The organism is Cellulomonas sp. P2_F12, assembly GCF_056403775.1.
In genome coordinates, this window is sequence record NZ_JBFUEV010000001.1 from 58,130 (window position 1) to 83,127 (window position 24,998).

29 protein-coding genes are annotated in these 24,998 nt (G+C 72.8%); 15 read left to right on the plus strand and 14 right to left on the minus strand.

The features are described 5' to 3' along the window. Positions 1-157 precede the first annotated feature (157 nt). Positions 158-667: a hypothetical protein gene (locus AC1DWH_RS00245; protein ID WP_477091972.1), complete on the plus strand. Its 510-nt coding sequence runs from the start codon at positions 158-160 to the stop codon at positions 665-667. A 12-nt stretch (positions 668-679) separates the two neighbouring features. Here AC1DWH_RS00245 and AC1DWH_RS00250 read toward each other — a convergent pair whose 3' ends face one another. Next, positions 680-1,237, minus strand: a complete 558-nt coding sequence (locus AC1DWH_RS00250) for a TetR/AcrR family transcriptional regulator (RefSeq protein WP_477091973.1) — start codon at positions 1,235-1,237, stop codon at positions 680-682. Positions 1,238-1,289: 52 nt separating this feature from the next. On the opposite strand from AC1DWH_RS00250, the gene AC1DWH_RS00255 reads away from it, so the two are divergent. The 7 genes from AC1DWH_RS00255 to AC1DWH_RS00285 all read left to right on the plus strand — a co-directional run bounded on the left by AC1DWH_RS00255 (position 1,290) and on the right by AC1DWH_RS00285 (position 8,397). Further along, positions 1,290-2,933: an FAD-binding protein gene (locus tag AC1DWH_RS00255; protein WP_477091974.1), complete on the plus strand. Its 1,644-nt coding sequence runs from the start codon at positions 1,290-1,292 to the stop codon at positions 2,931-2,933. A 6-nt stretch (positions 2,934-2,939) separates the two neighbouring features. Next, positions 2,940-3,743 carry an SDR family NAD(P)-dependent oxidoreductase gene (locus AC1DWH_RS00260; protein ID WP_477091975.1) on the plus strand — a complete coding sequence of 268 codons (804 nt, stop codon included), beginning with the start codon at positions 2,940-2,942 and terminating at the stop codon, positions 3,741-3,743. A gap of 86 nt (positions 3,744-3,829) precedes the next feature. Continuing rightward, positions 3,830-5,308 (plus strand): fumarylacetoacetate hydrolase family protein, encoded by a 1,479-nt coding sequence (locus AC1DWH_RS00265; protein ID WP_477091976.1) that lies wholly within the window; start codon positions 3,830-3,832, stop codon positions 5,306-5,308. Then, complete coding sequence (locus AC1DWH_RS00270) at positions 5,290-5,988, plus strand: GntR family transcriptional regulator (RefSeq protein WP_477091977.1); 699 nt, start codon at positions 5,290-5,292, stop codon at positions 5,986-5,988. Before AC1DWH_RS00265 ends, AC1DWH_RS00270 begins: the two co-directional genes overlap by 19 nt. Positions 5,989-6,004: 16 nt before the next feature. After that, on the plus strand, positions 6,005-6,790 hold the full coding sequence (gene hpaH / locus AC1DWH_RS00275; RefSeq protein WP_456844182.1) for a 2-oxo-hept-4-ene-1,7-dioate hydratase: 786 nt from the start codon (positions 6,005-6,007) through the stop codon (positions 6,788-6,790). Then, a complete protein-coding gene (locus AC1DWH_RS00280) occupies positions 6,775-7,575 on the plus strand; it encodes an HpcH/HpaI aldolase family protein (RefSeq protein ID WP_477091978.1) in 801 nt (266 codons plus the stop codon). The genes hpaH and AC1DWH_RS00280 overlap by 16 nt, the downstream gene beginning before the upstream one ends. A gap of 66 nt (positions 7,576-7,641) precedes the next feature. Beyond that, positions 7,642-8,397 (plus strand): alpha/beta hydrolase family protein, encoded by a 756-nt coding sequence (locus AC1DWH_RS00285; RefSeq protein ID WP_477091979.1) that lies wholly within the window; start codon positions 7,642-7,644, stop codon positions 8,395-8,397. Here AC1DWH_RS00285 and AC1DWH_RS00290 read toward each other — a convergent pair. Further along, complete coding sequence (locus tag AC1DWH_RS00290; RefSeq protein WP_477091980.1) at positions 8,385-8,972, minus strand: mismatch-specific DNA-glycosylase; 588 nt, start codon at positions 8,970-8,972, stop codon at positions 8,385-8,387. The genes AC1DWH_RS00285 and AC1DWH_RS00290 overlap by 13 nt on opposite strands. A gap of 5 nt (positions 8,973-8,977) precedes the next feature. Continuing rightward, complete coding sequence (locus tag AC1DWH_RS00295; RefSeq protein WP_477091981.1) at positions 8,978-9,811, minus strand: nuclear transport factor 2 family protein; 834 nt, start codon at positions 9,809-9,811, stop codon at positions 8,978-8,980. A 158-nt stretch (positions 9,812-9,969) separates the two neighbouring features. Between AC1DWH_RS00295 and AC1DWH_RS00300 the strand changes: the two genes are divergently transcribed. Genes AC1DWH_RS00300 through AC1DWH_RS00315 form a run of 4 tightly spaced genes read left to right on the plus strand, consistent with a single transcriptional unit; the run spans position 9,970 to position 12,716 of the window. Further along, positions 9,970-10,470, plus strand: a complete 501-nt coding sequence (locus AC1DWH_RS00300) for a VOC family protein (protein ID WP_456844177.1) — start codon at positions 9,970-9,972, stop codon at positions 10,468-10,470. A gap of 13 nt (positions 10,471-10,483) precedes the next feature. Beyond that, complete coding sequence (locus AC1DWH_RS00305) at positions 10,484-10,651, plus strand: hypothetical protein (RefSeq protein ID WP_456844176.1); 168 nt, start codon at positions 10,484-10,486, stop codon at positions 10,649-10,651. After that, complete coding sequence (locus tag AC1DWH_RS00310; RefSeq protein WP_477091982.1) at positions 10,648-11,979, plus strand: dihydrolipoyl dehydrogenase family protein; 1,332 nt, start codon at positions 10,648-10,650, stop codon at positions 11,977-11,979. The genes AC1DWH_RS00305 and AC1DWH_RS00310 overlap by 4 nt, the downstream gene beginning before the upstream one ends. Next, positions 11,976-12,716 (plus strand): SDR family oxidoreductase, encoded by a 741-nt coding sequence (locus tag AC1DWH_RS00315; RefSeq protein WP_477091983.1) that lies wholly within the window; start codon positions 11,976-11,978, stop codon positions 12,714-12,716. Before AC1DWH_RS00310 ends, AC1DWH_RS00315 begins: the two co-directional genes overlap by 4 nt. Before the next feature lie 3 nt (positions 12,717-12,719). On the opposite strand, the gene AC1DWH_RS00320 is transcribed toward AC1DWH_RS00315, so the two are convergent. The 10 genes from AC1DWH_RS00320 to AC1DWH_RS00365 all read right to left on the minus strand — a co-directional run bounded on the left by AC1DWH_RS00320 (position 12,720) and on the right by AC1DWH_RS00365 (position 22,057). Beyond that, the gene (locus tag AC1DWH_RS00320) at positions 12,720-14,426 is read right to left on the minus strand and encodes an MOSC domain-containing protein (protein ID WP_477091984.1); all 1,707 of its coding nucleotides are present in this window, start codon (positions 14,424-14,426) and stop codon (positions 12,720-12,722) included. A gap of 34 nt (positions 14,427-14,460) precedes the next feature. After that, positions 14,461-15,066, minus strand: coding sequence for a redoxin domain-containing protein (locus AC1DWH_RS00325; protein ID WP_477091985.1), 606 nt, complete (start codon positions 15,064-15,066; stop codon positions 14,461-14,463). An 80-nt stretch (positions 15,067-15,146) separates the two neighbouring features. Beyond that, entirely contained in the window at positions 15,147-16,796 is a 1,650-nt protein-coding gene (locus AC1DWH_RS00330; protein WP_477091986.1) for an ABC transporter permease, read from the minus strand. Beyond that, the gene (locus tag AC1DWH_RS00335; protein ID WP_477091987.1) at positions 16,793-17,737 is read right to left on the minus strand and encodes an ABC transporter ATP-binding protein; all 945 of its coding nucleotides are present in this window, start codon (positions 17,735-17,737) and stop codon (positions 16,793-16,795) included. The genes AC1DWH_RS00330 and AC1DWH_RS00335 overlap by 4 nt, the downstream gene beginning before the upstream one ends. A gap of 25 nt (positions 17,738-17,762) precedes the next feature. Further along, a complete protein-coding gene (locus AC1DWH_RS00340; RefSeq protein ID WP_456844169.1) occupies positions 17,763-18,422 on the minus strand; it encodes a TetR/AcrR family transcriptional regulator in 660 nt (219 codons plus the stop codon). 66 nt (positions 18,423-18,488) lie between these two features. After that, the gene (gene adhP / locus AC1DWH_RS00345) at positions 18,489-19,514 is read right to left on the minus strand and encodes an alcohol dehydrogenase AdhP (protein ID WP_477091988.1); all 1,026 of its coding nucleotides are present in this window, start codon (positions 19,512-19,514) and stop codon (positions 18,489-18,491) included. A 149-nt stretch (positions 19,515-19,663) separates the two neighbouring features. Continuing rightward, entirely contained in the window at positions 19,664-20,179 is a 516-nt protein-coding gene (locus AC1DWH_RS00350; protein ID WP_477091989.1) for a DsrE/DsrF/DrsH-like family protein, read from the minus strand. Positions 20,180-20,206: 27 nt separating this feature from the next. Continuing rightward, positions 20,207-20,521, minus strand: a complete 315-nt coding sequence (locus tag AC1DWH_RS00355; RefSeq protein ID WP_477091990.1) for a TusE/DsrC/DsvC family sulfur relay protein — start codon at positions 20,519-20,521, stop codon at positions 20,207-20,209. 13 nt (positions 20,522-20,534) lie between these two features. Continuing rightward, entirely contained in the window at positions 20,535-21,770 is a 1,236-nt protein-coding gene (sqr, locus tag AC1DWH_RS00360; RefSeq protein ID WP_477091991.1) for a type III sulfide quinone reductase, selenoprotein subtype, read from the minus strand. Further along, positions 21,767-22,057 carry a DUF1876 domain-containing protein gene (locus AC1DWH_RS00365; protein WP_477091992.1) on the minus strand — a complete coding sequence of 97 codons (291 nt, stop codon included), beginning with the start codon at positions 22,055-22,057 and terminating at the stop codon, positions 21,767-21,769. The genes sqr and AC1DWH_RS00365 overlap by 4 nt, the downstream gene beginning before the upstream one ends. Positions 22,058-22,308: 251 nt before the next feature. Between AC1DWH_RS00365 and AC1DWH_RS00370 the strand changes: the two genes are divergently transcribed. Next, positions 22,309-22,764: a hypothetical protein gene (locus AC1DWH_RS00370; protein WP_477091993.1), complete on the plus strand. Its 456-nt coding sequence runs from the start codon at positions 22,309-22,311 to the stop codon at positions 22,762-22,764. Between the two features lie 47 nt (positions 22,765-22,811). Here AC1DWH_RS00370 and AC1DWH_RS00375 read toward each other — a convergent pair whose 3' ends face one another. After that, on the minus strand, positions 22,812-23,528 hold the full coding sequence (locus tag AC1DWH_RS00375; RefSeq protein WP_477091994.1) for a VOC family protein: 717 nt from the start codon (positions 23,526-23,528) through the stop codon (positions 22,812-22,814). Between the two features lie 103 nt (positions 23,529-23,631). Between AC1DWH_RS00375 and AC1DWH_RS00380 the strand changes: the two genes are divergently transcribed. Further along, the gene (locus tag AC1DWH_RS00380; protein WP_477091995.1) at positions 23,632-24,618 is read left to right on the plus strand and encodes a TIGR03557 family F420-dependent LLM class oxidoreductase; all 987 of its coding nucleotides are present in this window, start codon (positions 23,632-23,634) and stop codon (positions 24,616-24,618) included. 11 nt (positions 24,619-24,629) lie between these two features. After that, a complete protein-coding gene (locus tag AC1DWH_RS00385; RefSeq protein ID WP_477091996.1) occupies positions 24,630-24,995 on the plus strand; it encodes a hypothetical protein in 366 nt (121 codons plus the stop codon). Positions 24,996-24,998 lie beyond the last annotated feature (3 nt).

The window sequence follows — 24,998 nt, forward strand, 5'->3', positions numbered from 1 at the left end:
ACCGTGCTGTCGGGGCACGAGGTGCCCTCGTGTGAGTCGTCCAGAGGGCGGCCGGATCCTTCTCGCGGGCGGCGCGTGGGCCTGCCCTACGTAGTCGAGACTACTCAGGATCGGGGGAGCCGTACCCTGGGGATCCGCACCGGAGTAGCGTCCGAGGATGGCGATCGAGGACCCGGTCGGCACTGCGCTGGCCACGATCGACGGGCTGCTGGTCGGCCAGGGGCAGCTGGGCCGAGCCATTGCTCCCGACGCCGGGCCGGACGCACGGCCGACCTGGTACGGCAACGCCCTGGCCGGGCTCGCGCAGTTTCTCCGGGTCGAGGTTCCGCTGTACGTCGACGCGACGGTCGCCGCAGATCCCACGAACCCGGACGGCGAGCTCGCGGCCACGATCCTCGTCCTGACGGGTCGCCTGCGGATCCGCTGCGAGGTGGCGCGGGCTGACGTCGGCAGTGCGGTGGACATCGTGACGCGTGCGGAGAGCCTGGCGGGCTTGGTGTCGATCGACGTCTCGACGGAGGCCGAGGACGGGGTGCCCGCGTCGCGGCCCCGGCTGCAGAGGGCCGTGTGCACGTTCGCTGACGGACAGGTCCTCGACCTCCCGTTGACGCCCGAGGCCATCGACGATCTCGCCGCCTACCTGCAGACGCTCGTCGAGAACCTGTAGACGGCGGGCGGGTCAGCGGCCCGGATCGAAGAACGCGACGACCCGAGCGACGTCGGCGCGCGCGCGATCGGCGGACTCGGCCGTCGCCACGACGCCGAAGACCATCCGCCACGCCAGCAGGACGTCCTCGATCTGCGTGCCGACCGGGACCCGCCCGGCGGCCCGCGCCTCGGGCAGGGTGCGTTCGATGAGGGCGCGCAGGCGGTCGTCGCCGTCGTAGGCGGGCTGGGACCGGCGGGCCTCGACGACCATCTCGACGAACGCGGCCTCCCTCACGGTCTGCTCGAGGAGCACGGCCCACAGCGCGCCGAACGCGTCCGGGCCGCCCGTGGAGGCAGCGCGATCGAGCTCGACGAAGTTGTCCTCGAACACCGCGAACGCCAGCTCGAACCGGGTGGGGAAGTGCCGGTAGAGCACGCCCTGCCCGACGCCGGCCTCCTTGGCGATCGTGCTGAGCGGCACGAGGAAGCCGCGTTCGGCGAACAGGCGCCGCGCCGCCTCGAGGATCGCGGTGCGGTTCTCGGGCGCCGCGGCGGGGCCACGGTTGACGGCTCGTCGAGCGGGAGGCATGCTGCATCCTAGATCCGGACAGTGTTGTCCGGTTTGCCGAGAGGAGCACGTGATGGCACCGAGGACCCCCGTGGAGCACGTCTACGACGTCGTCGTGGTCGGGACGGGAGCGGCCGGCCTCGCCACGGCGATGGGCGCCGTCGACGAGGGGCTGTCGGTGCTCATGGTCGAGTCGACCGACAAGTGGGGTGGCTCCACCGCGATGTCCGGGGGCGGCATGTGGATGCCCGACAACCCCCTCATGCACCGCGACGGCGTCGGCGACTCCCGCGAGGAGGCGCTGACCTACCTGGAGGCGTGCGTCGGCGAGGTCGGGCTGGCCTCGACGCGCGCGCGCAAGGAGGCGTTCGTCGACGGCGTCGGTGACTTCGTGACCACCGCGGAGAAGTTCGGCGTCACGTTCGCCCGCGCGACGGACTACCCCGACTACTACCCCGAGCTGCCCGGCGGCAAGATCGGGCGCTCGATCGAGGTCGAGCCGCTCGACTCGAAGATCCTCGGACCGTGGTGGCAGACCCTGCGCGGCGCCGTCCCGCTGCCGGCGAAGACGGACGACGTCTGGCTGCTGAGTCGCTCCTGGTCCACGGCGTCGGGCATGGTCCGCGGCGTGAAGGTCGTCTCGCGGATCCTCGGCGGCGTGGTGACGGGCAAGCGTCTGGTCGGCATCGGCAACGCGTGGGCGACGGCGTTCGGCCACGCGCTCGTGGTCCAGCGCCGTGTGCCGCTCTGGTTCAGCTCACCCCTCGAGGAGCTGCTCGTCGAGGACGGCTGCGTGGTCGGAATCCGCGTGCAGCGCGACGGCGGACCGGTGACCATCCGCGCGAACCGCGGCGTGATGCTCGCGGGCGGCGGGTTCGAGGGGAACACGGACTGGCGCCAGAAGTACCACGGCATCGACGGCGCTCCGTCGGGCAACCTGGGGAACATCGGGGTGCCGATCGCGGCGGCGCAGGAGATCGGTGTGGCCGTCGAGCTCATGGACGAGGCGTGGTGGGGGGCCTCGCTGGCCGCACCGCCCGAGGGTCGGCCGTCCTTCATCGTCGGCGAGCGCTCGATGCCCTACTCGATCATGGTCGACTCCCGTGGCGACCGGTTCGCCAACGAGTCCGAGTCCTACGTCGACCTCGGCCACGACATGCTCGAGCGCGACGGCGGCGCCGGGCCGTACTGGCTGATCCTCGAGGCGCGCAACATCCGGCGCTACTTCCGGACGTTCGCCATGGACCCCCGCGCGGTCAAGGCCATGCGCGCGGCGGGCATCGAGGTGAAGGCGGACAGCATCGCGGCCCTGGCCCGCAAGATCGGCGTCGAGCCGGCCCGCCTCGCGGCCACGACCCAGCGCTTCAACGGCTTCGCACGGTCCGGTGTCGACGGTGACTTCGGCCGCGGCAACTCGGCCTACGACCGCTACTACGGCGACCCGACCGTCCATCCCAACGCCAACCTGGGCCCGATCGAGAAGGGCCCCTTCGTCGCCTACCGGGTGGTGCTCGGCGACCTCGGCACCAAGGGCGGGGTCGTCACCGACCCGGACGGTCGCGCCCTGCGCGAGGACGGCACCGTCGTCCCCGGCCTGTACGCCGCCGGGAACAACTCGGCGTCGGTCATGGGCCGCACCTACCCGGGCCCGGGCTCGACCATCGGACCGGCCGCCGTCTTCGGCCTGCGCGCCGCCCGCCACATGGCGAAGGGCTGATCGGCCATGGAGATCCAGGGGAACGTCTTCGTCGTCACGGGCGGCGGCAACGGCATCGGCCGCGAGGTCGTCCTCGCCCTGCTGCGAGAGGGCGGTCGCGTCGCCGCGGTGGACCTGCGCGAGAGCGCGCTCGCCGAGACCGCACGCGTGGCCGGCGCAGCCGACCGGCTGACCCTGCACACGGTCGACGTCAGCGACGCGGCGGCGGTGACCGCGCTGGTCGGCGACGTGCTGGCCGTGCACGGGCGGGTCGACGGGTTGATCAACGTGGCCGGCATCATCCAGAAGTTCGTCAAGGTGGCCGACCTGACGCACGCCGAGATCGAGAAGGTCATGGCGGTCAACTTCTGGGGCGTGGTCAACATGACGACCGCGTTCCTGCCCCAGCTGCAGTCCCGGCCGGCGGCGTCCCTGGTGAACGTCTCGAGCATGGGTGCGCTCGCGCCCGTGCCCGGGCAGGCCGCCTACGGCGCGTCGAAGGCGGCGGTGAAGCTGTTCACCGAGGCCCTCTATGCCGAGCTGCGCGGCACGCCGGTCGCCGTCACCGTCGTGTTCCCCGGCGGCGTGGCCACCGGGATCGCGGAGAACTCCGGCTCGGCGATCCCCGGGGCCGGTGCCGACACGTCGGCGATGGAGGCCTCGCTCACCAAGCCCAGCGTCGCGGCGGCGAAGATCGTGGACGCCGTGCGCACGGGCCCGTACCGCGTGTGCATCGGCAGCGACGCCCGCGGGCTCGATCGCCTGTCGCGGCTCGCCCCTCGGCGCGCCACCGAGCTGATCGCCAAGAAGATGGCCCAGCTGCTGACGTGACGGCCGGGCGCCCCTCGTCCGCCGGGTCCTTGCCCGCGCCGTCGATGATCGTATATGATCCGCGACGTGACGCCAGGAGAGGGTCGATGACGACGGACGAGGGCGCGGACCCGCGGTTCGGGGCCCTGCCCCGTCGCCCCGGCAAGATCGTCGCGGTCCACCTCAGCTACGCCTCGCGCGCCGACCAGCGCGGTCGCAGGCCGGCCGACCCGTCGTACTTCCTCAAGCCGTCCAGCTCGGTCGCGGCGTCCGGGGGAGTGGTCGAGCGCCCGGCCGGCACCGAGCTGCTCGCGTTCGAGGGCGAGATCGCGCTGGTCATCGGCACGCCGGCCCGGCGGGTCGGGCTCGACGAGGCCTGGGGCCACGTCGGCTGGGTCACCGCGGCGAACGACCTCGGGCTGTACGACCTGCGCGCCAACGACCGCGGCTCCAACCTCCGTTCCAAGGGCGGCGACGGTTTCACGCCGATCGGCCCGGGTCTCCTGGACGCGCGTGCCGTCGACCCCGGCGCGCTGCGGGTCCGGTCGTGGGTGAACGGGCGGCTGGTGCAGGACGACACGACCGCCGGCCTGCTGTTCCCCCTGGCCCAGGTCGTCGCCGACCTCTCGCAGCACCTGACGCTCGAGGTCGGCGACGTGATCCTCACGGGCACGCCCGCGGGCTCGAGCGTCCTCGTCCCCGGGGACGTCGTCGAGATCGAGGTCGACGCCCCCACCGGCGCCGGTGCCCCGACCACGGGGCGCCTGGTCACGACGGTCACCTCGGGCGATGTGCCGTTCGACGGTGCGCTCGGCTCGCTGCCCGCCGTCGACGACCTCCAGCGCACCGAGGCGTGGGGCTCCCGCGACGCCGCCGGGCTGCCCCCGGAGGGACTGACACCCGAGCTGCGCGAGAAGCTGCTGCGCGCCCCCGTCGCCGGGCTGTCCGCGCAGCTGCGCAGGCGCGGGCTGAACAACGTCTCGGTCGACGGCGTGCGACCGGTGCACCCCGGCGCGAAGCTCGTCGGCACCGCCAGGACCCTGAGGTTCGTGCCGAACCGGGAGGACCTCTTCGAGCAGCACGGCGGCGGCTACAACGCGCAGAAGCGTGCGTTCGACTCGGTCGGACCGGGCGAGGTCCTCGTGATCGAGGCCCGCGGAGAGACCGGTTCGGGCACTCTCGGCGACGTGCTGGCCCTGCGGGCCCACGCGCGCGGCGCCGCCGGCATCGTCACGGACGGGGGAGTGCGCGACGCCGACGCCGTCGCCGCCGTCGGCATCCCCGTGTGGTCGGCCGGGAACCACCCCGCCGTGCTCGGTCGCAAGCACGTGCCGTGGGAGTCCGACGTCACCGTCGCGTGCGGCGGCACCACGATCCAGCCGGGCGACATCGTCGTCGGCGACGCCGACGGCGTCATCGTGCTCCCGCCGGGCCTCGCCGAGGAGGTCGTCGACGCCGCCCTGGCCCAGGAGGACGAGGACGCGTGGGTCGCCCAGCGCGTCGCGGAGGGCAACCCGATCAAGGGCCTGTTCCCGATGGATGCCGAGTGGAGAGCGAGGTACGAGGCGTGGCGCTCGGCGAGGTGAAGGTGGCGACCGGCCTGAGCAAGTCGCAGACCGCGTACCTCTGGATCAAGGAACGCATCGCGCAGCAGGACTTCACGCCCGGGTACCGGCTGGTCCTCGGGACCATCGCGAACGAGCTCGACATGAGCGTCGTGCCGGTCCGCGAGGCCGTCCGTCAGCTCGAGGCCGAGGGGCTGGTCACGTTCGAGCGCAACGTCGGCGCTCGCGTGTCGATGGTCGACGACACCCAGTACCGCTTCGCCATGCAGGCCATCGGCATCGTCGAGAGCGCGGCCACCGCGCTCGCCGCGCGGAACCTCACGGCGGACGACCTGCGCCGGGCGCGGGCCGTGAACGAGGTGATGACTCGCTCGCTCGAGCGGTTCGACCCCCGCGCGTTCTCGGCGCTCAACCAGGAGTTCCACCACATCCTGTACTCGCAGTGCGCCAACCCGCGGCTGCTCGAGATCGTCGACAGCGAGTGGGTCCGCCTGGCCCACATGCGCGACTCGATCTTCGCGTTCGTGCCCGGGCGTGCGCGCGAGTCGGTGCGGGAGCACGAGGAGATCCTCGTGCTCATCGAGCGCGGCGCGCCGCTCTCGGAGATCGAGCACGCGGTCCGCCGCCACCGGATGGGCACGCTCGCCGCCTTCCTCGAGCACGAGCACCCCGACGAGACGCTCGGCCTGCCGGTCCTGTGACGACGAAGGAGCCAGCATGCTGAGCACCGAGACGATCAGCGCGATCGCCGAGGAGCTGTCCGGCGCGGAGCGCTCGCGCGGCCTCGTCCCGCGCATCACGGCCCGCTACCCGGACGCCACGGTCGAGGACTCGTACGCCATCCAGGGCGTGTGGCGCGACAGGAACCTCGCCGCCGGCCGGCGGCTGGTCGGGCGCAAGATCGGGCTGACATCGAGGGCCATGCAGCAGGCCACCGGCATCACGGAGCCCGACTACGGCGTGATGTTCGACGACACGGTCTGGGAGAACGGCTCGATCATCCCCTTCGACGCCTTCTCGAACGTGCGCATCGAGGTGGAGCTCGCGTTCGTCCTGTCGGCGCCGCTCGAGGGCCCGCACTGCACGGTGTTCGACGTGCTGCGCGCGACGGAGTACGTGACGCCCGCGCTCGAGATCCTGAACTCGCACATCGAGCTCGAGGGCCGCACGATCGTCGACACGATCGCCGACAACGCCGCGTACGGCGGCATGGTGCTGGGCGGTCGGCCGATGGCGCCCGACCAGGTCGACCTGCGCTGGGTCTCCGCGCTGCTCTACCGCAACGAGACCATCGAGGAGACCGGCGTCGCCGCCGGCGTGCTCAACCACCCCGCCACGGGCGTCGCCTGGCTCGCGAACAAGCTCCACCAGCACGGGGCGAGCCTGCAGGCGGGCGAGATCATCCTCGCGGGGTCCTTCACGCGCCCGGTCTGGGTGTCCCGCGGCGACAGCATCCTGTGCGACTACGGACCGATGGGGACGATCTCGTGCCGCTTCCTCTGAGCCCGACGTTCCGGGCCGCTCTGGCTCGGGCCGACCGTCCGCTCGCCGGCATGTGGGTGTCCAGCGGCAGCCCCCTCGTGGCCGAGATCTGCGCGGACGCCGGGCTGGACTGGCTGCTCATCGACATGGAGCACGGCCCGAACAGCCTCGAGTCGGTGCTCGCGCAGCTGCAGGCCGTCGCCGCCTACCCGGCCACGCCCGTGGTCCGCGTGCCGTCGAACGATGCCGTGACCCTCAAGCAGGTGCTGGATCTCGGCGCGCAGAACGTGCTCGTGCCGATGGTGTCGTCGGTCGAGGACGCCCGTGCCGCGGTCGAGGCGGTGCGCTACCCGCCGCGCGGCCGGCGCGGGGTCGGCTCCGCGCTGGCTCGGTCGGCACGCTGGAACCGCATCGACGGCTACCTCGCGGACGCCGACGAGCACGTCGCGCTGTTCGTGCAGGTCGAGACGCTCGACGGTGTCGAGGCCGCCGCGCAGATCGCCGCGGTCGACGGTGTCGACGGCGTGTTCGTCGGCCCGTCCGACCTGGCCGCCTCGATGGGCCTGCTCGGGCAGCAGACCCACCCGGACGTCGTCGCGGCAGTGCTGCGCGCGTTCGAGGCCGTGCGCGGTGCCGGCGTCCCCGTCGGCGTCAACGCGTTCGACCCGGCCGTCGCCGACTCCTACCTCGCGGCCGGCGCGTCGTTCGTGCTGGTCGGCGCCGACGTCGCGCTGCTCGCCCGCGGGTCGGAGGCGCTGGTCGCCCGGTTCGTCGGCACGGACGGGACCGCGCGCGCCGGCTACTGAGGCCAGGGCGCCGCGGACTGTGGTCTGCTGGGCTCGCGAGTCCACGCCCACAGGAGGGACGCCCAGATGGCCGAGCGGGTCTGGTTCGCGAGCTCGACCGGGCCGCGGCTGGCCGGGATCGTCGATCTCCCCGAGGGACCCGTCCGCGGGTGGGGCGTCTTCGCGCACGGGTTCACCCTCGGCAAGGACTCGCCGGCCGCGAGCCGCATCTGCAAGCAGCTCGCCGCCGAGGGCATCGGGATGCTGCGCTTCGACAACCTCGGGCTCGGCGGCTCCGAGGGGGACTGGGGCGACGGCTCCTTCTCCGTGAAGGTCGAGGACACGGCCCGCGCGGTGCGGTTCATGGACGGGTCCGGCCGTCAGGTCCAGCTCCTGGTCGGGCACTCGTTCGGGGGGTCCGCGGTCATCGCCGCCGCGCACCTGACCGAGTCGGTGCGTGCCGTGGCCAGCATCGGCGCCCCGTACAGCCCCGCGCACGTCGAGCACACCTACGACGCGCTCATCGAGCGGATCCTCGCGGACGGGGAAGCGCCGTTCCTCATCGGCGGGAAGGCCCTCACCCTGCGGCGGCACTTCATCGAGGACGTGCGCGCCGTGGACCTGCACGAGCGGATCCGCACGCTGCGCAAGGCGCTGGTCGTCCTGCACTCACCCACCGACAACACCGTCGGCATCGGCAACGCCAGCGACATCTTCCGGGCCGCGAGGCACCCCCGCAGCTTCGTGTCGCTCGAGGGCGCCGACCACCTCCTCACGCAGGGCACCCAGGCGCAGCGCGCGGCACGCATCATCAGCGCGTGGGCCGACCCCTACCTCGGCTGAGAGAACGGCGTGATCCCCGCGGCGACGGCGACCTCGCGGTACGCGGCGGCCAGGTCGGCGAGCGTGGCGTTCCGGTTCAGACCGCTGGGGTTCGGCACCACCCACACCTCGATGCCGGCGCCCAGGTGGTCCGGCTGTCGACCGACGGTCGCCGACGGCGCCGCGAACGCCGTCCGGTAGGCGGTGATCCCGAGCATCGCCACCGCGGCGGGAGCGATCCTGCCGACGCGGTCGGCGAGCGCACGGGCTCCGTCGACCAGCTGGTCCGTGCTGAGCTCGTCCGCGCGTGCCGACGCCCCCGGCACGAGCGAGGTGATGCCGACCCCGCGGTCGCGGAGGTGCGCGAGGTCCTCGGGGCGCAGGCCGGCGGAGGCGTCGATCGGCCGGTCGACGATGCCCGCCCGGTAGATCGCGGGATAGAACCGGTTGCTCCCGCCGCCCCCGAAGTGGGCCCCGACGGCGACCGCGCGCAGGCCGGGGTTGATGCCGACGAAGAGCAGCCTCGTGGCGTCCCCGAGGAGGTCGGGCAGGCTCGCGCCGCGGAACGACTCGAGCTCGGACCGGCTGAAGGGCACGCCGGTCAGCCGTCTCCCGCCGGAGGGTCGATGTCGTCGTACAGGCGCACCGCGGTCAGCCGGTCGTCCGCGTCCCGCTCGTAGACCGCGACCCCCGCCTGCGCGGGGAGGTCGCGGTCGCCCCAGCGGACGCAGTTGTACTCGACCGCGCACCGTTCGCCGTCGTCGGTCACGGTGCAGTGCTCGAGCTCGATGCCCCCGCCCGCGCCGAGGCTCGTCGTGAAGTACGCGCGCAGCTCGTCGCTCCCGCGGTGGGTGCCGTGCGGCCCGAAGGACTCGCGGAGGTAGGCGTCGTCGGCGAGCTCGGCCATCACGGCGTCGACGTCGCCGCCGGCCAACGCAGTGTGGAAGCGGCCGACGACACCGGTGAGCGCCTCGCGGCTCGCCGGCAGGACGGGCGGCCGGACGTGCCGTCGGCCGTCGACCGGCCACTGGCTGCAGTAGCTGCGGAAGATCACCGAACGCTCGTCCGGCGACTCGGCGACGACGGCGACGGGCCAGTCCGCGGCACGCCCCGCGTCGTCCTCGACGCGGGCCAGGATCTCCACGACGGCCCGCGGCCCGACGGTCGTCGCCGCCACCGTCTCGACGTGAGCGCGGTGGTCGGCGAGCCACGAGGTGTTGCGGCGGACGAACTTCTTGAGCTGGGCGTGCCCGTGCACCTTGCCGGCTCGGGGGTCGTGGACCACCACGTCGCCGGGCCACACGAGCTCCAGGCCGCGAGCGTCACCGGTGTCGAGGGCCTGCAGGTACTGCGCGACGGGATCGGTGTGACCCTCTTGTCTGGCCTGCCGGCGGGCGAGCTCGGCGGCGGAGACGAACTCCGGGAACCACGGCATGTCGTCACCTTGCACCCTCGACGGGTCCTGACGACAGCCCTCGGGCGGGACCTTGACGGTCCTGACGGCCGGGAGCATCGTGTGTCACGAGCAACTCACCTCTCCCTCCCGTGGGGCTGGACCTCGCGCGGATGCGGCCGACGCGAAGGAGCCCGGAGATGACCAGCAGCGAGGCGAGCAGTGCCAGCACCGCCGGGAGCCCGCCCGTGGAGCCGGGCCAGTTCCGGCTCGAGGTCGTGGTCGTCCCGGTCGCGGACGTCGACCGGGCGAAGGCGTTCTACGAGTCGCTGGGCTGGCGGCTCGACGCCGACCTCGCGGTCGACGACGGCTACCGGGTCGTGCAGCTCACGCCGCCCGGGTCGGCCTGCTCGATCATCTTCGGCACGGGCCTGACGAACGCCGCGCCCGGCTCGTTCGAGGGCCTGCAGCTGTCCGTCTACGACATCGACGCGGCGCGCGCCGACCTGGTCCAGCGGGGCGTCGAGGTCAGCGAGCCGTTCCACGACGTGACCGGCATCTTCCATCACGCCGGCACCGCGGGGCGGGAGAGCGGCGCGGCGCCGGGCCACGCGGACTACGGCTCGTTCGTCGCGTTCAGCGACCCGGACGGCAACGGGTGGCTGCTCCAGGAGATCAAGACCCGCCTTCCCGGCCGCTGAGGGGATGAGCCCGATGGACACGCGCTACGAGTCCGTGAGCGATCTGGCCGACGCCCTGCGGCGCGCGGCGGCGGCACACGGCGAGCACGAAGCACGCACGGGCGAGGCGGACGCGGACTGGCCCGACTGGTACGCGCTGTACATGGTCCGCGAGCGCGCCGGCGACGAGCTGCCGACATGAGCGCCGACTACGACGTCATCGTCCTCGGCGGCGGCTCGCCCGGTGAGCACTGCGCGGGCGCGCTGGCCGAGGGCGGCCTGCGCGTGGCCGTCGTCGAGCGGGAGCTCGTGGGCGGGGAGTGCTCCTACTGGGCGTGCATCCCGTCGAAGACCCTGCTGCGGCCCGGCGAGGCGGTCCATGCGGCACGCGAGGCCGCGGCGACGGCGGACATCGACCTCGAGGCCGTCTTCGCCTGGCGCAACTTCCAGGTCTCCGACTACTCCGACGCCGGTCAGGTGACGTGGCTCGCGGACAACGGCATCGACCTGCTGCGGGGCGACGGCCGGCTCGTCGGACCCGGTGCCGTGGAGGTCGACGGCGTCCGGCACACCGCCGACCACATCGTGCTCGCCAACGGCGCCTCGCCGATCGTGCCGCCGGTGCCCGGGCTGCGTGAGCTGGACGGCCTCTGGACCAGCCGCGAGGCCACCTCCATGACGGCGGTCCCGCGCCGCCTGCTCATCATGGGCGGCGGCCCGGTCGGGGTGGAGATTGCGCAGGTGGTCCGCCGGCTCGGGGGCGAGGTGGTCCTGGTCGACCGGTCCGCGCACGTGCTCGGGCGGGAGCCCGCGCCCCTGGGCAAGGCGCTGGGCGAGGTGCTGCGGGGCGAGGGCGTCGAGCTCGTCCTGGGGGCCGGTGTGGCCCGCGCCCGGCACGACGGGGACGACTACGTGCTCGAGCTCGACGACGGGCGCGAGCTGCGGGGCGACAAGCTGCTCGTCGCCACGGGACGGCGCCCGCGCGTGCACGACCTCGGCCTCGAGACCGTCGGCATCGAGCCGGACGACAAGGGCGTGCCCGTCGACGAGCACATGCGCGTCGCCGACGGGCTGTGGGCGATCGGCGACGTGACCGGGCTCTGGCCGCTGACGCACGTCGGCAAGTACCAGGGCGACGTGGTCGCGGCGAACATCCTGGGGGAGCGACGGGCCGCCAGCTACGAGGCCGTCCCGCGGGTGACGTACACCGACCCGCAGGCGGCGGCGGTGGGCATCGCGGACGACCGCTTCCAGGCGACCGTCCCGGTGTCCGGGGTGGCGAAGACGTCGACCTACACGCGCGCCTACGCCGACAGCAACGGGTTCCTCACGCTCGTCAGCGACGGTGAGCGGCTGACCGGCGCCTACGCGCTCGGACCGGAGGCGGGCGAGTGGCTGCAGCAGGCCACGCTGGCCATCCGCGCCCACGTGCCCCTCGAGGTGCTGGCCGACACGATCCAGCCGTTCCCGACCTTCTCGGAGATCTACGTCTCCGCGCTGAAGGCCCTGCGCGGCGAGATCGCCCGATGAGCCCGGCGGCTCGCGAGCCGGCGCTGGCAGGGCAGACGGTCGTCGTCGTCGGCGGGAGCGCGGGCATCGGGTTGGCGACGGCCCGGCGCGCGCGCGCCGAGGGGGCCGACGTGATCCTGACGGCCCGCGATCCCGACCGGCTCCGGAGCGCCGCCGACGAGGTCGGTGCGCGAAGCGTCGCCGCGTTCGACGCGAACGACCTCGCCGCCCTGGAGGGGTTCTTCGACGGGCTCGACGCGCCGATCGACCACGTCATGGTGACCGCCGGTGCTCCCTACTACGCGCCGCTGGTCGACATGGACTTCGAGGACGTGCGCCGCGCCATCGCCGAGCACCCGATGGTGATGCTCGGCGTGGCCCGCTACACCGCCGGCAGGATCCGCCCGGGAGGGACCCTGCTGTTCATGGGCGGCACCGGTGCCCGGCGGCCGGGGGTCGGCCTGGGGATCACCGCGGCGATGACCGCGGCGCTGCCCGTCCTCGCGGCGAACCTCGCGATCGAGATCGCCCCGGTGCGGGTCAACCTCATCGCCGCGGGCTTCGTCGACACGCCCCTGTCGGCGTCGCTGCTGGGCGACAGGCTCGACGAGCGCCGCGACGAGCTGCGCGCGACCTTGCCGATCGGTCGGGTGGTCGGGCCGGACGACGTCGCGGCGCTGGCGGTGCACGTCATGGCCAACACCGCCCTGACCGGGGGGACGTACGACATCGACGGCGGTCAGCAGCTCGTCCGCTGACCGTCACAGGTCGAGGACGAGGTCCGTCGTGGGGCGTGCCGAGCAGATGAGCAGCTCGTCGGCGCCGGGCGGCTCGAGCGGCGGCGTCCCGTACGACGCCGACCCGGACAGCACGGCCGTCACGCACGTGTGGCAGACCCCCGTGCGGCACGACCACTGGGTGGGCACGTCGCACGCTTCCGCCAGCTCGAGCACGGAGTCGTAGCCCTCCGACCAGCCGGCCGAGAGGCCGGAGCGCGCGAAGGTCACCTGCGGACCCGTGCCGAGCGGCCCGGGCGGCTGGTGGGGCGGCGGCGCGTCGGCCCGTACGACCCCGGGGTTGATCGGGGAGCGCGAGCCGAAGCGTTCGGTGTGGACGTGGGCCGGGTCGAGGCCCGCCGTGGCCAGGGCGGCGACGACGTCGTCCATGAACGACTCGGGGCCGCAGACGTACGCCTGCGCGTCGGTCGGCAGGCCCAGGCCGGCGACCACCTCCGCGGTGAGCCGTCCCGCACGGACCCCGGAGGGAAGCGGGCCGCTCGGCGTCGTGTAGTACACGAGACCGTGTGCCGCCGGCAGGCGGGCGAGCAGGTCCGCGGCCTCGGCGGCGAAGGCGTGGCTGCGCTCGTCGTGGGTCGTGTGGATCCACCACACCTCGCGGGCGCTGGGTTCGCTCGCGAGCCGGTGCAGCATCGCGAGCACGGGGGTCAGCCCGATGCCCGCGGAGACGAGCAGGACCGGTCCGGTGCCGTCGTCGAGCACGAAGCCGCCCCGCGGTGCCGCGACCTCGATCCGGTCCCCCCGGTGCAGGAGCTCGCTCAGGCGCGAGCTGACCACCCCGTCGGACTCGCTCTTCACGCTGATCCGGTAGTCGCCGCCGTCCGGGTCGCCCGACAGCGAGTACGTGCGCACCGGCGCCGGGTCGCCCGCACCGCGCACGCGCAGGCTGAGGAACTGGCCGGGCACGAACTCCGGCAGCCCGCCGTCCCCGGTGAGCCGGAACGACGTCACCGCGGCCGTCTCGGCGACGACGTCGGTGACCGTGAGCGTGCGGAAGCCCGGCCACGACGGCTCCGGCGCGACGGCGACTCCGGCGGGCTGCGCGGTCCCACCGGCGAGCATGCTCCGGAACGACCCGCGCCAGCCGGGGCTCAGGGCCGGGATGTCCAGCGCGATCTCGAGCCGCGCCGGGTCGTGACCGGGCAGGTAGAGGAGGGCGTCGACGTCGGCGACGCTCAGCGCGTGCGGCCCGCGCCTGGTCCGCACGATGGGATCGCCGGCCGCGACGTGCCCCTCGGTCAGGACGCGCAGGTAGAAGCCCGGACGGTGGTGGGCGACCAGCAGCGACGGGAGCTGTGGCTGTCCCATCCGCATCCCGACGCGGAAGCAGGTGACCCGCGGCTGGGTGACCTCGACCTCGGCCTCGCCGATGCGGTACCGGTCGCCGATGCAGACCTCGTCGTCGGCGAGCCCCTCGACGGTGAAGTTCTCGCCGAACGCTCCCGGCTCGAGCTCGGGCAGCCCGAAGTGCTCCTGCCAGTGCCGATAGGACTCGATCTGGTAGACGAGGACGGCGCGCTGCTCGCCGCCGTGCCCGGCGAGGTCGCCCTGCCCGTCGCCGTCGATGTTGAGGCGTCGGACCATCCGCGGCCCGGGGACCGCGCCCTTCCAGACGCCGGTGTGCACGGTCCGGCCGCGCCACGGGACGTCCGCCGGCAGCCCGACGTTCACCGACAGGAGCGTGGCCATCGTGCGCCGGGCCGCGTCAGTCCAGGCCCCGGGCGCGCCGGACCTCGTCGGGCGACCACCGCTCCCAGCCGTGGAACTTCGAGACGTCGCCGGCGTCCCAGGCCTCGCGCAGCCCGGGGGTGCTCAGGTCCCAGTCGGGGCGGAACTCGCTGGAGGCGGCGCGCAGGTCGCGCCAGAGGTCGTCGGTGGAGGGCCGGCCCCAGAACCAGTACCCGTTGTAGATGCTGTGGATCACGAGCCCCGGCTTGAGCACGAGCGTGTGCGGGATCATCGGGTCGTTCGTCGGGTCGGTGTACTCCTGGATGTCGAGATCCCGCTGCACGACGCGACCGGGGTCGGACAGGAACGGCCAGTGCGCGCCCACGGACGCGCGGAACTCCTGCAGCGTGTGGCGCTCGTCCGTCGCGATCGTGGCGATCTTCGTGTACGCCACGCCGAGCTTGGGCTGCAGCGCGGCGAGGTCGAGGTGCTGCTGGTGCTCCTTCGGGCAGTAGTGCCCGCGGGCGAGCGTCAGGATCATCGGGTCGTCGCCCTGGATCTCGCTCAGCCTGCGCACGGCGCCCGTGTGGTCGGGAAGCTCGTAGTCGGGGAGGACGGCGCCGGGAACGATGTCGGGACGCATGCCGTGCTCATCTCTGTCGTCACGCCAGAACTCCTGCAGGACCCGTCCATCCTGTCCCACCGCGCGCGGTGGCCGCACGCTCAGGCGGGCTGCACGTCCCGCCGGGCGTAGCGGCTGAGCCCGGCCGCGACGAGCGCGCCAGCGACGACCGTCAGGATGATCACGGGCGTCCACGTGAACGGCTCGGCCGGCTGGTACGGCGTCGCCGAGAACGGCAGCGCGTCGAGCACCCAGCCGGGCAGGTGGAGCGCGTCGCCGGCGATGACGACGATCCACATCGCCCCGAGCACCGCCCACGTGCCGGCCACCGCGGCGCGCGGCAGCCACCCGAACAGCGCGACCGCCACGCCGACGAGCACCATGACCGCCGGCCAGTACGCGAGGGCCGCGAGCGCGAGCGACCAGGCGTGCCCCTGCTCACCGATCGACGCCCCGTAGGCACCCCCGAACAGCGCGCCGCCGACGACCAGGAGCACCGCCGACCCGACCACGGGGATCGCCAGCCGACCCGCGGCCCACCGGAACCGCGACATCGCGCCGGCCAGCTGTAGCTCCGCCATCCCGGACGCCTCGTCGCTGCGCAGGGCCACGGCGGACTGCACGGCGAACACGGTGACGATCAGGGCGACGAGCTCGACCAGGAGGGCGACCAGCGGGTCGATGCCCGTGCCGCCGGTGATGCTCTGGGCGCTCGAGTCGTCGAGCAGGTCGGTCATCGCCTGGACGACGGACCCGAACAGCAGCGCCGACACGGCGACGGTGAGGCTCCAGCCGATCACCGGCCCGCGCTGGAGCCGCAGGGCGAGCCCCAGCGGCGACGCGTAGCGGGCGGGCGCGCCGGCGGGACCCGGGCGCTCGGCGACGAGCCCGGCACCGAGGTCGCGGCGGGCTTCCAGGCGCAGGGCGACGAGGTGCAGCACGACGGTCAGGCCGAGCAGCAGCGCGAGCACCCACCAGCGGTTGGCGCCCCAGGGCTGCATCTCCTGCCCCCAACCGATCGGCGAGAGCCACGTGAGCCTGCCGTCGCCGAGGTCGCCGATCATGCGCAGCACGTAGAAGACGCCGAGCACCACCGACCCGATGGTGTTGGCCCCGCGCGACGTCGTCGCGACCTGGTTGGCGACGGCCCCGACGCCGAGCGCGACGGCGCCGACGGCGGCGATCGACGCGCCCACCACGAGCGAACCCGTGATGCCGGCACCGGCCGGGTCGAGGCCCAGCAGGATGGACGAGACGGCCACCCCGACCCCGCACACGAGGCACAGCGCGGCGTTGACCAGCCACGACGCGGTCGAGTACGCGTGCAGGCCGAGCATGCGCGCGCGCAGGAGCTCCGTGCGGCCCAGCTCCTCGTCCGCGCGGCCGCTGCGGGTCACCAGGAACACGACCCCGAACGCGAGCGACAGGGCGCAGGTCATCCAGATCTTCGTCCAGACGGCGCCGCCCAGGGTGTTCGGGGCGGCCGCGAGGCCGGTGAGCGCGCGGATCGACGGCGTGTTGCTCAGCGCCGCGAAGTCGTCCAGCGCCTGCTGCGAGTCGAACAGGGTCTTGTAGTACGTGCCGACGTACGCGAACAGGCCCACCACCACGTACACCCACACGACGAGCCGGACGCGGCTGCGGCGGACGACCAGGCGCACGCCCGTGCGAAGGCCGGCGAACGCGTGCGCGGGTGTCCGCAGCTCCCGCGCAGCGACCGGCGCTGGGGAGCGGGTCGCGACGGCGGTCATGACCGCGCCGCCTCGGGTGCTGCCGTCCCGGCGGCCTCGAGCGCGGCGCCCTGGTCCCCGTAGTGGCGCAGGAACAGCTCCTCCAGCGACGGCGGGTTGGCGACGAGCGAGCGCGGGCGCAGGCTCGCCACGGCCGCCAGCACCGCCGGCAGCTCGGCGTCGTCGACGGCGAACGTGACGTGCCCGTCGGCCCGCTGCAGGTCGTGCACGCCGGGCAGCGCGGCGAGCCGGTCGGCGCCCGCGTCGATCCCGACGGTCACCTGCGAGCGCGTCAGGTGCCGCAGCTCGGCGATGGTCCCCGACTCGACGGTCACGCCGTCGCGGATGATCGTCACCCGGTCGGCGAGCCTCTCCACCTCGGCGAAGATGTGGCTGGACAGCAGCACGGACCGGCCCTCGGCCTTCACCTCCCGGATCGACTCGGTGAACGCCGCCTCCATCAGCGGGTCCAGGCCGGACGTCGGCTCGTCGAGCACGAGCAGCTCGGCCCGCGAGGCCAGCGCCGCGACGAGCGCCACCTTCTGCCGGTTTCCCTTGGAGTACGCCCTGGCCTTCTTCGTCGGGTCGAGCTCGAAGCGGTCGAGCATGGCCTGCTTGCGCGCCGGCTCGAGCGGTGCCGACAGGCGCACCAGGATGTCGATCGCCTCGCCGCCCGTGAGGTTCGGCCACAGGTTCACGTCGCCCGGCACGTACGCGATGGACCGGTGCAGTCTGACGGCGTCGGACCACGGGTCGCCGCCGAGGACGGTGGCCCGGCCCGCGTCCGCCCGGATCAGGCCGAGCAGGACGCGGATGGTCGTGGACTTGCCGGCGCCGTTGGGGCCGAGGAACCCGGTGACCTGTCCGGACGGGACCGTCAGGTCGAGCCCGCGCAGGGCGTGGACACGGCCGAAGCTCTTGGTGAGGCCCTCGACCTCGATGGCGTTCTCGGTGCTGCTCATGGCCGTGCTTCTTCCTTCGGGAGGGTCAGGTGGCGGGGGAGCCCTGGCCGCCCGGCGGTTCCCACAGGTACTGCAGGTAGTCGTCGAGCATGGTCCGGTCCGCGAGGAACCCTTCGGTGCCGACCTCGAGGATCGGCAGGATGAACTCGTCGTCCGCGGCGCGCATCGACGCGACGAACTCGTCGGGGGTCGCGTGCTCGGTGGTGAGGAACCGCACGAGCATCGCGCCCATGGTCTGGTACGTGAGGTACCGCAGCCGCGCCTCCTCGTCGCGCGAGGGCCGCACGAGGCCGCTCTCGACGCCGAGCTTCATGACGACGCGTGCGTCGTCGACGAGCCGGTCGAGGAAGATCCGGGCGGCGGGTCCGCCGGCGTGGATCGCCCGCAGGAGGTAGACGACCACGGTGGGCGACGCCCCGGGATGCGTGAGCCCGTCGAGCAGGTGGGAGCTGGGCCGGTCGACGGCGTCGGTCTTGATCTCGCGGTACCGGCGCAGGACCTCGGCGTCGCACTCCTCGCGCAACGCCTCCTTGGGGCCGAAGTGGTGCGTGATCAGGCCGGGAGAGACGCCGGCCTGCGCGGCGATGGTCCGGAACGAGGCCCCGAACCCTTCGCGGGCGAAGGATTCGATGGCCGCGTCCCGGATCCGGGCGCGAGCGGTGAGATCGCTCTGCGCTGTATGCACAACCAGCACGCTATACGCGTGACCAGTCGCCCGCAAGAGTCATCGCACCGACGCGCCGGGGAGCCGTCAGCGCATGTCCATGACGATGCGTCCGTCGATCTCGCCGCGGAGCATCTCGGCGAAGATCGCGTTGATGTCGTCGAGCGGGCGGACCGTGTAGGTCGGGTTGACCAGGCCGCGGGCGTAGAAGTCCAGCGCCTCGGTCATGTCCTTGCGGGTGCCGACGATCGACCCTCGCACGGTGAGCCCGAACAGCACGGTGGTGAAGATGTCCAGCGGGAACTGCTCCGGGGGAAGCCCCACCAGGGCGACCGTGCCACCACGACGCAGCGCGCCGACCGCCTGGGGGAACGCGTGGGCGTTCACGGCGGTGACGAGCGCGCCGTGCACCCCACCCGTGAGCTCGCTGAGCCGCGCGGCCGGGTCCGCCTCGACGGCGGCGTTCACCACGACCTCGGCGCCGTGCTTGGTCGCGAGCGCCAGCTTGGTCTCGTCGACGTCGATCGCGGCGACCCGGCGACCCATCGCGACCGCGTACTGCACCGCGAGGTGCCCGAGGCCGCCGATGCCGGAGATCAGCACCCACTCACCGGGCTTGGTGTCGGTCATCTTCAGGCCCTTGTAGACGGTGACGCCCGCGCACAGCACGGGCGCGGCGCCCGCCGGGTCGACGCCGTCGGGGATGACCGGGCAGTAGCGGGCGTCGACGACCATGTACTGGCCGAAGGAGCCGTCGACCGAGTAGCCGCTGTTGCGCTGGTTCGGGCACAGGGTCTCCCAGCCGGTCTCGCAGTACTCGCACTCGCCGCACGCCGACCACAGCCAGGCGTTGCCCACCAGGTCACCCACCGCGACGCGCGTCACGGCGTCCCCGACCGCGACCACGTGCCCGACGCCCTCGTGCCCGGGGATGAAGGGCGGGGTGGGCTTCACCGGCCAGTCACCGCGGGCAGCGTGCAGGTCCGTGTGGCACACGCCGGAGAAGTCGACCCGGACCAGCGCCTCGTGCGGTCCCACCGTGGGGATCGACACCTCCGCCACGTCGAGGTCGGTGGTGAACGACCGGACGACGCCGGCCTTCATGGTGTTCATGGTGTGCACTCCTCAGTCCGTCCGACCCCGTCTCCGGGGGCCCCGCGTCGCTGCGAGGACTCCAGGATTTGCCCTGCGCAGAGGCGCCTCCTAGGGCCGCAGGTCCCGTGTCTCGGCACGGGCTCGGAGGCATGGCCTCCCGCTCCCGGCTAGATGAACAGCAGCTGGGCGCCGTCGGTCTTCTCGATGAAGTCGCTGGCGCTGATGATGCCCTCGACGTCGTCGCCGAGGTCGGCGAGCGTCAGGTGGTTCATGTCGGCCGACAGCCGGCACGCCCACAGGTGCCCGCCCGACGCGACGATCTGCTCGAGGAACTCGGGCACGTCGGGCACGTCCAGGTCGGCGATCGCCTTCTTCAGCCTCGAGGTGGCCATCGCGGTCATCCCGGGCAGGCCGCCCAAGCCCTGCGGCATGTGCGTGGCGGTGTTGCCGAGCATGGTGAACTTCAGGTCGCCCATCGTCGACTTGGTGATGATGTCGAGGCCCCAGAACGTGAAGAACAGGTGCGTCTCGACGCCCTCGCCCAGTGCCGCGTTGGCCAGGATCAAGCCCGGGTAGGCCATGTCGAGGTTGCCCTTGGAGCAGATGATCGCGAGCCTGCGACCGGATGCCGTCTCGCCCCCGAGCTGGGGGACGACCGCGGTGTCGGTGTCGGTGATGGTCATCGAAGTGCCTCTCGTCGTCGTGCCGGGTCAGACGCAGCCCACGGGCTTGGGGAGGCCGGCGACGTACGCCATCTTCTTGGCCGGCTTCTGGGGGAACAGGCGGAACAGGTCCTTGACCGCGACGCCGCTGCCCGCCGAGGCGCGGCGCAGGGTCGCGGTCTCTCCGCGCTGCGCGAAGTCGGCCCGCAGGAACTCGAGCACAGCGCGGTGCTCGTCGGTGAGCGTGAGGCCGATCTGCGTCGCCAGCACGGTGGCGAGGCCGTCGTCCCACTCGGACAGATCGGTGAGGAACCCTTCCTCGTCGACGTGGACCTGGTGACCGTCAAGGGTCGTGACAGGCATGGCGCACCTCTCTCTAGGACGTGGTGGCGGGGGCTTGCTTGCCGACCATGGACATGGCCGGTGCGAGCGGCAGGGGGCGTCCGGGCAGGAGGACGTTCCAGTAGACCCAGCGGAACGCGAGCTTCCCGAGGTGGTTGGCGCGGCTCTCCTTGAGCAGGCTCATCGGCCCGAGGTACGGCGCGGGGAACGTGCCGGGCAGCGGCTGCGTCTCGTAGTTGAAGTCGAGCAGGAGCGCCTTGCCGTCGCCCGACTCGACGAAGCAGTTGGCGTGGCCGTCGAACGAGTGCGTCATGGGCCGACCCGCCGCGAGCTCCACCAGGTTGTCGACCAGCACGTCGACCGAGAAGTGGGCGACCGACCCCGCCTTGGACGTGGGGATGTCGGAGGCGTCGCCGACCGCGAAGATCCGCGGGTCCGCCGTCGACTGCAGCGTGTGCTTGTCCACCGGCACGAACCCCAGCTCGTCGCCGAGCCCGGACCGCGTGACGAAGTCGGCCCCCATGTGCAACGGCACCGTCACGAGCAGGTCGAACGGGATCTCGCGTCCGTCGTACGAGACCAGCGTCGTGTCCTCGATGTGCTCGACCAGGAAGTCCGGCTCCACGGTGACGCCGCGGTCGGAGAGCATGGACCCGAGACGCTCGGAGGCGATCGGCTTGGTGAACGCACCGTCCAGCGGCGTCACGAACACGAGGTCGGTGTGCGAGCGCAGCCCGCGTTCACGCAGCCAGTCGTCGGCCAGGAACGTGAACTCGAGCGGCGCGACCGGGCACTTGATCGGCATGTCGGTCACGTGGACCACGAGGCGCCCACCGCGGAACCGCCGCAACGCCGTGGCCAGCGCCTTCGCGCCGTCGAGCGTGTAGAAGTCGAAGATGCTCCTCCGCCACTGCGGGCCGAGCATCCCGGGCGTCTGGTCGGGCCGGGGCGTCGTCCCGGACGCGATCACGAGGTAGTCGTAGGGGAGCAGGCGGCCGTCCAGCAGGACGACTTCCCGTGCGGACGCGTCCACCCGGTCGACCGCCTCGAGCACCAGGTCCACGCCGTCGTGCACGAACGCGTGACGAGACCGGACGAGCCCGTCCGTCGGGCCGCCGAACGGCACGAACAGGAAGCCGGGCTGGTACGCGTGCGCGTCGTCGCGGTCGACGACCGTGATCGTCCAGGTGTCGTCCAGCCGCCGCCGGAGCTTGTTGACCAGCATGGTGCCGGCGGTCCCGGCACCGAGCACCACCACGTTCCGGCTCATGGCCGGAGGTGGACGATCTGCACGTCGTCGTGCTCGATCGCCTCGATGTCGTCGGAGGTCGCCTGCAGCAGACGGTCGGCCAGGTCTCGCAACGACCGGGCTGCCGCCAGCTCCTCACCGATCTCGGGGACCTCGACGTCTTGGGGCGTTCGGCGTGCGCGGCCGTAGCCGTCGAGGGTCGTCCCGCTCGAGGTCGTGAGCACGGCGTGCGCCTTCGTGACACCCGTGTCGTGCCTCGGATCGTCCGCGTCGAACAGGTAGATCGCGACTTTCCACGTGCGTGCCATGACGCCTTCTCCCTCCGCACGTCGGGTGGCGCCCCGCCCGAGTGGTGGGGTCCTCACGCCCACGTTTCGCCGGGCCGGCCTCGACGGATAGGGCAGAAGGTCCCGCGCACCGCCGTCGCCGGGGTTCGGGCGCCGGTGAACCCGTGGTCCCGCGGTCTCGTCTCAACTCATGTCGGGCCCGTCGTGGGCTCGCGGAGGAAGGGTTGACGATGAAGACGATCCTGAGGCGCGTAGCAGTGGCATCGGCAGTCGTGCTGACCGTGGGACTGGCCGGGGCTCCGGCGGCCTTCGCCAACGGCGATCACGGCGGTGGGGGTGGGCGGACCATCCTGAGTGCTGAGGTGGCGGGCAGCCTGACCACCGATCCGGTGCTGTTCGGGCCGGCGGCGCCCGTGGCACCCGGCGGTGCGGACTGGGTGATCGGCGACGGCGACGCCCGCCTTCGCCACGACGGCCGGCTGGACGTCAAGGTCGAGGGCCTGGTTCTGACGTCGACGGGCGCGAACCCGGTGACCACGGTCTCGGCGAGCGTCGCGTGCAACGGTGCCGTGGTGGCGACGACGGCGGTCGTGCCGTTCTCGTCCACGGGTGACGCCAAGATCCACGCCACGGTGGCTCTGCCGCAGCGGTGCATCGCCCCGGTGGTGCTGCTCAACCCGCGCGGCAACCCGGCCGTCTACATCGGCGTGACCGGCACCGAGGGCTGAGGTCGGTCCGGTCCGCGGTCGGTGCCGGCCGCGGACCGGGCGGTCGCCTAGCCGCCGACGTGGATGCTGAACTCGGTGCCGTCGGGGTCGGCGAGTGCGAGCGTGCCGTCGCCGGCGCCGCCCAGTCGCACGGCTCCGAGGGCGACCAGTCGGTCCACCTCGGCGGCCGCGTCCTCGTCGGGCACGGTGAGGTCGAACCGCAGGCGGTCCCTCCCGTGCCGGGGCGCCGGGGGCTCGCCGCCCCAGGAGACCTTCGTGCCTCCGAGCGGGGACTGGACGGCCGTCTCCTGATGCTGGTCCCACACCAGCGGCCAGCCCAGCGCCTCGGCCCAGAACAGGCCGACGTCCCGGGGGCCCGTACAGGTCAGCTCGCCAAGGAAGCCGCAGCCGGCGAGGAACGAGTTGCCGGGTTCGATCACGCAGAACGCGTAGCCCTCGGGATCGGCCAGCACCACGTGCTGCTCCTCGGGGAGTTGCCCGACGTCGAGGTGGTCGGCGCCGAGCTCGAGCGCTCGTGCGACCGTGCGTCGCTGGTCGTCCGCGTCGGTGCTCGTCAGGTGCAGGTGCATCCGGCGCGGATCGACCTCGTCCGCCTGCCTCGCGACGAACCGCAGCCCGAGCTGGTCGTCGGAGCCCTGCACCCGCGCACCCAGCGGATCGAGCGGGTCCTGGACGACGTCCCGTCGCAGGAGTGCTGCCCAGAAGCTCGCCAGGCGGGCGGGGTCGTGAGCCTCGACGGTCAGAGCCCTCAGTCGGCTGGTCACCCTCGCAACCTAGGCGCGATCCAGGCGTCGGGGCACGGCATTTGAGGTGGCGCACGGCGCTCGACCGGATGCGACGGAGCGCGCCGGGTGCGACGGTCGACAGGTGACACGTCTTGGCTACACCCTCATGACCGAGCAGTCCGGACCGAAGGACCTGGTCCGCTACTCCATCGCCGCCGAGCGCCTCGGGTTCGACTTCGAGGTGGCCAGCGACCACTATTTCCCCTGGCTCGACGAGCAGGGTCATGCCCCGTACGCGTGGACTCTTCTGGGCGCGGTCGCCCAGGCGACCGAGCGCGTGGAGCTCATGACCTACGTGACCTGCCCGACCATCCGGTACCACCCAGCCGTCGTCGCGCAGAAGGCCGCGACGCTCGGGGTGCTGTCCGACGGCCGGTTCCAGCTCAACCTCGGCGCGGGGGAGAACCTCAACGAGCACGTGGTCGGCGAGCGGTGGCCCGCGGTCGGCGAGCGGCAGGACATGCTCGAGGAGGCGATCGAGATCATCCGCGCGCTGCTCACGGGCGACCGCGTGAACATCGCGGGCGACTTCTTCCAGGTGGACTCGGCGAAGGTCTGGGACGTGCCCGACGAGCCGATCCAGATCGGTGCCGCGGTCTCGGGACCCGACTCGATCGCGCGGTTCGCCACCCTCGTGGACCACCTGGTCGCCGTCGAGCCCGACGCCGACGCGATCCGGGCCTGGGACGACGCTCGTGGCCACGCGCTGCCGGAGTCGCGCAAGATCGGGCAGATCCCGATCAGCTGGGACCCCGACCGTGAGAAGGCCGTGGCCCGGGCGCACGAGCAGTTCCGCTGGTTCGCCGGCGGCTGGAAGGTGAACGCCGACCTCCCGACGACGGAGGCGTTCGACGCCGCGAGCCAGTTCGTGCGCCCGTCCGACGTCGCCGAGCAGATCCCGTGCGGCCCGGACCTGGACGCCGTCGTCGAGGCGGTCTCCGCGTACTGGGAGGCCGGGTTCACCGACATCGCGCTCGTGCAGATCGGCGACGAGGGGCAGGACGAGTTCCTGGCGACGGCCGCCGGGCCGCTGCTCGAGAAGCTCCGCGCCGCCGCACCCACCGACTGAGAGGAACTGACATGGCTGTGACCGCATTCGGCGACCTCCCCCTGGCCGACCGTGACCGTGAGTGGGACGGCGACGCCGCCGAGAAGCGGGTCCGCGCCTGGGCCGAGGCCGAGGACGGGCCCAACGAGAAGTACCGGGACGCGCACGTCTGGTACGACGCCGACTCCAAGGAGAACTTCACCGCGTACAAGCTGCTGATCGCGGACGTCGTCGACGGGCGGTTGAAGGCGGTCCCGCGCGGCGTCTTCGCGGCCGCCGCGGTGATGCAGGGCTCCCGCGGCGGCGTCGACGTCCCCGACAGGGACCGTGACCGCATCAAGAGCCACCTGGCGAAGTACTACGCCAAGCTCGACGAGACCGCGCCGTGGGAGGACTGACCC

Bases quoted from the DNA above. Each gene is read 5' to 3' on its own strand.
- AC1DWH_RS00330 (WP_477091986.1), bottom strand. From the start codon at position 16,796: ATGACCGCCGTCGCGACCCGCTCCCCAGCGCCGGTCGCTGCGCGGGAG.
- AC1DWH_RS00255 (WP_477091974.1), top strand. From the start codon at position 1,290: ATGGCACCGAGGACCCCCGTGGAGCACGTCTACGACGTCGTCGTGGTC.
- AC1DWH_RS00300 (WP_456844177.1), top strand. From the start codon at position 9,970: ATGACCAGCAGCGAGGCGAGCAGTGCCAGCACCGCCGGGAGCCCGCCC.
- adhP (WP_477091988.1), bottom strand. From the start codon at position 19,514: ATGAACACCATGAAGGCCGGCGTCGTCCGGTCGTTCACCACCGACCTC.
- AC1DWH_RS00245 (WP_477091972.1), top strand. From the start codon at position 158: ATGGCGATCGAGGACCCGGTCGGCACTGCGCTGGCCACGATCGACGGG.
- AC1DWH_RS00285 (WP_477091979.1), top strand. From the start codon at position 7,642: ATGGCCGAGCGGGTCTGGTTCGCGAGCTCGACCGGGCCGCGGCTGGCC.
- AC1DWH_RS00250 (WP_477091973.1), bottom strand. From the start codon at position 1,237: ATGCCTCCCGCTCGACGAGCCGTCAACCGTGGCCCCGCCGCGGCGCCC.
- AC1DWH_RS00335 (WP_477091987.1), bottom strand. From the start codon at position 17,737: ATGAGCAGCACCGAGAACGCCATCGAGGTCGAGGGCCTCACCAAGAGC.
- AC1DWH_RS00365 (WP_477091992.1), bottom strand. From the start codon at position 22,057: ATGGCACGCACGTGGAAAGTCGCGATCTACCTGTTCGACGCGGACGAT.
- AC1DWH_RS00385 (WP_477091996.1), top strand. From the start codon at position 24,630: ATGGCTGTGACCGCATTCGGCGACCTCCCCCTGGCCGACCGTGACCGT.
- AC1DWH_RS00310 (WP_477091982.1), top strand. From the start codon at position 10,648: ATGAGCGCCGACTACGACGTCATCGTCCTCGGCGGCGGCTCGCCCGGT.
- AC1DWH_RS00295 (WP_477091981.1), bottom strand. From the start codon at position 9,811: ATGCCGTGGTTCCCGGAGTTCGTCTCCGCCGCCGAGCTCGCCCGCCGG.
- AC1DWH_RS00260 (WP_477091975.1), top strand. From the start codon at position 2,940: ATGGAGATCCAGGGGAACGTCTTCGTCGTCACGGGCGGCGGCAACGGC.
- hpaH (WP_456844182.1), top strand. From the start codon at position 6,005: ATGCTGAGCACCGAGACGATCAGCGCGATCGCCGAGGAGCTGTCCGGC.
- sqr (WP_477091991.1), bottom strand. From the start codon at position 21,770: ATGAGCCGGAACGTGGTGGTGCTCGGTGCCGGGACCGCCGGCACCATG.
- AC1DWH_RS00265 (WP_477091976.1), top strand. From the start codon at position 3,830: ATGACGACGGACGAGGGCGCGGACCCGCGGTTCGGGGCCCTGCCCCGT.
- AC1DWH_RS00305 (WP_456844176.1), top strand. From the start codon at position 10,484: ATGGACACGCGCTACGAGTCCGTGAGCGATCTGGCCGACGCCCTGCGG.
- AC1DWH_RS00355 (WP_477091990.1), bottom strand. From the start codon at position 20,521: ATGCCTGTCACGACCCTTGACGGTCACCAGGTCCACGTCGACGAGGAA.
- AC1DWH_RS00350 (WP_477091989.1), bottom strand. From the start codon at position 20,179: ATGACCATCACCGACACCGACACCGCGGTCGTCCCCCAGCTCGGGGGC.
- AC1DWH_RS00325 (WP_477091985.1), bottom strand. From the start codon at position 15,066: ATGCGTCCCGACATCGTTCCCGGCGCCGTCCTCCCCGACTACGAGCTT.
- AC1DWH_RS00315 (WP_477091983.1), top strand. From the start codon at position 11,976: ATGAGCCCGGCGGCTCGCGAGCCGGCGCTGGCAGGGCAGACGGTCGTC.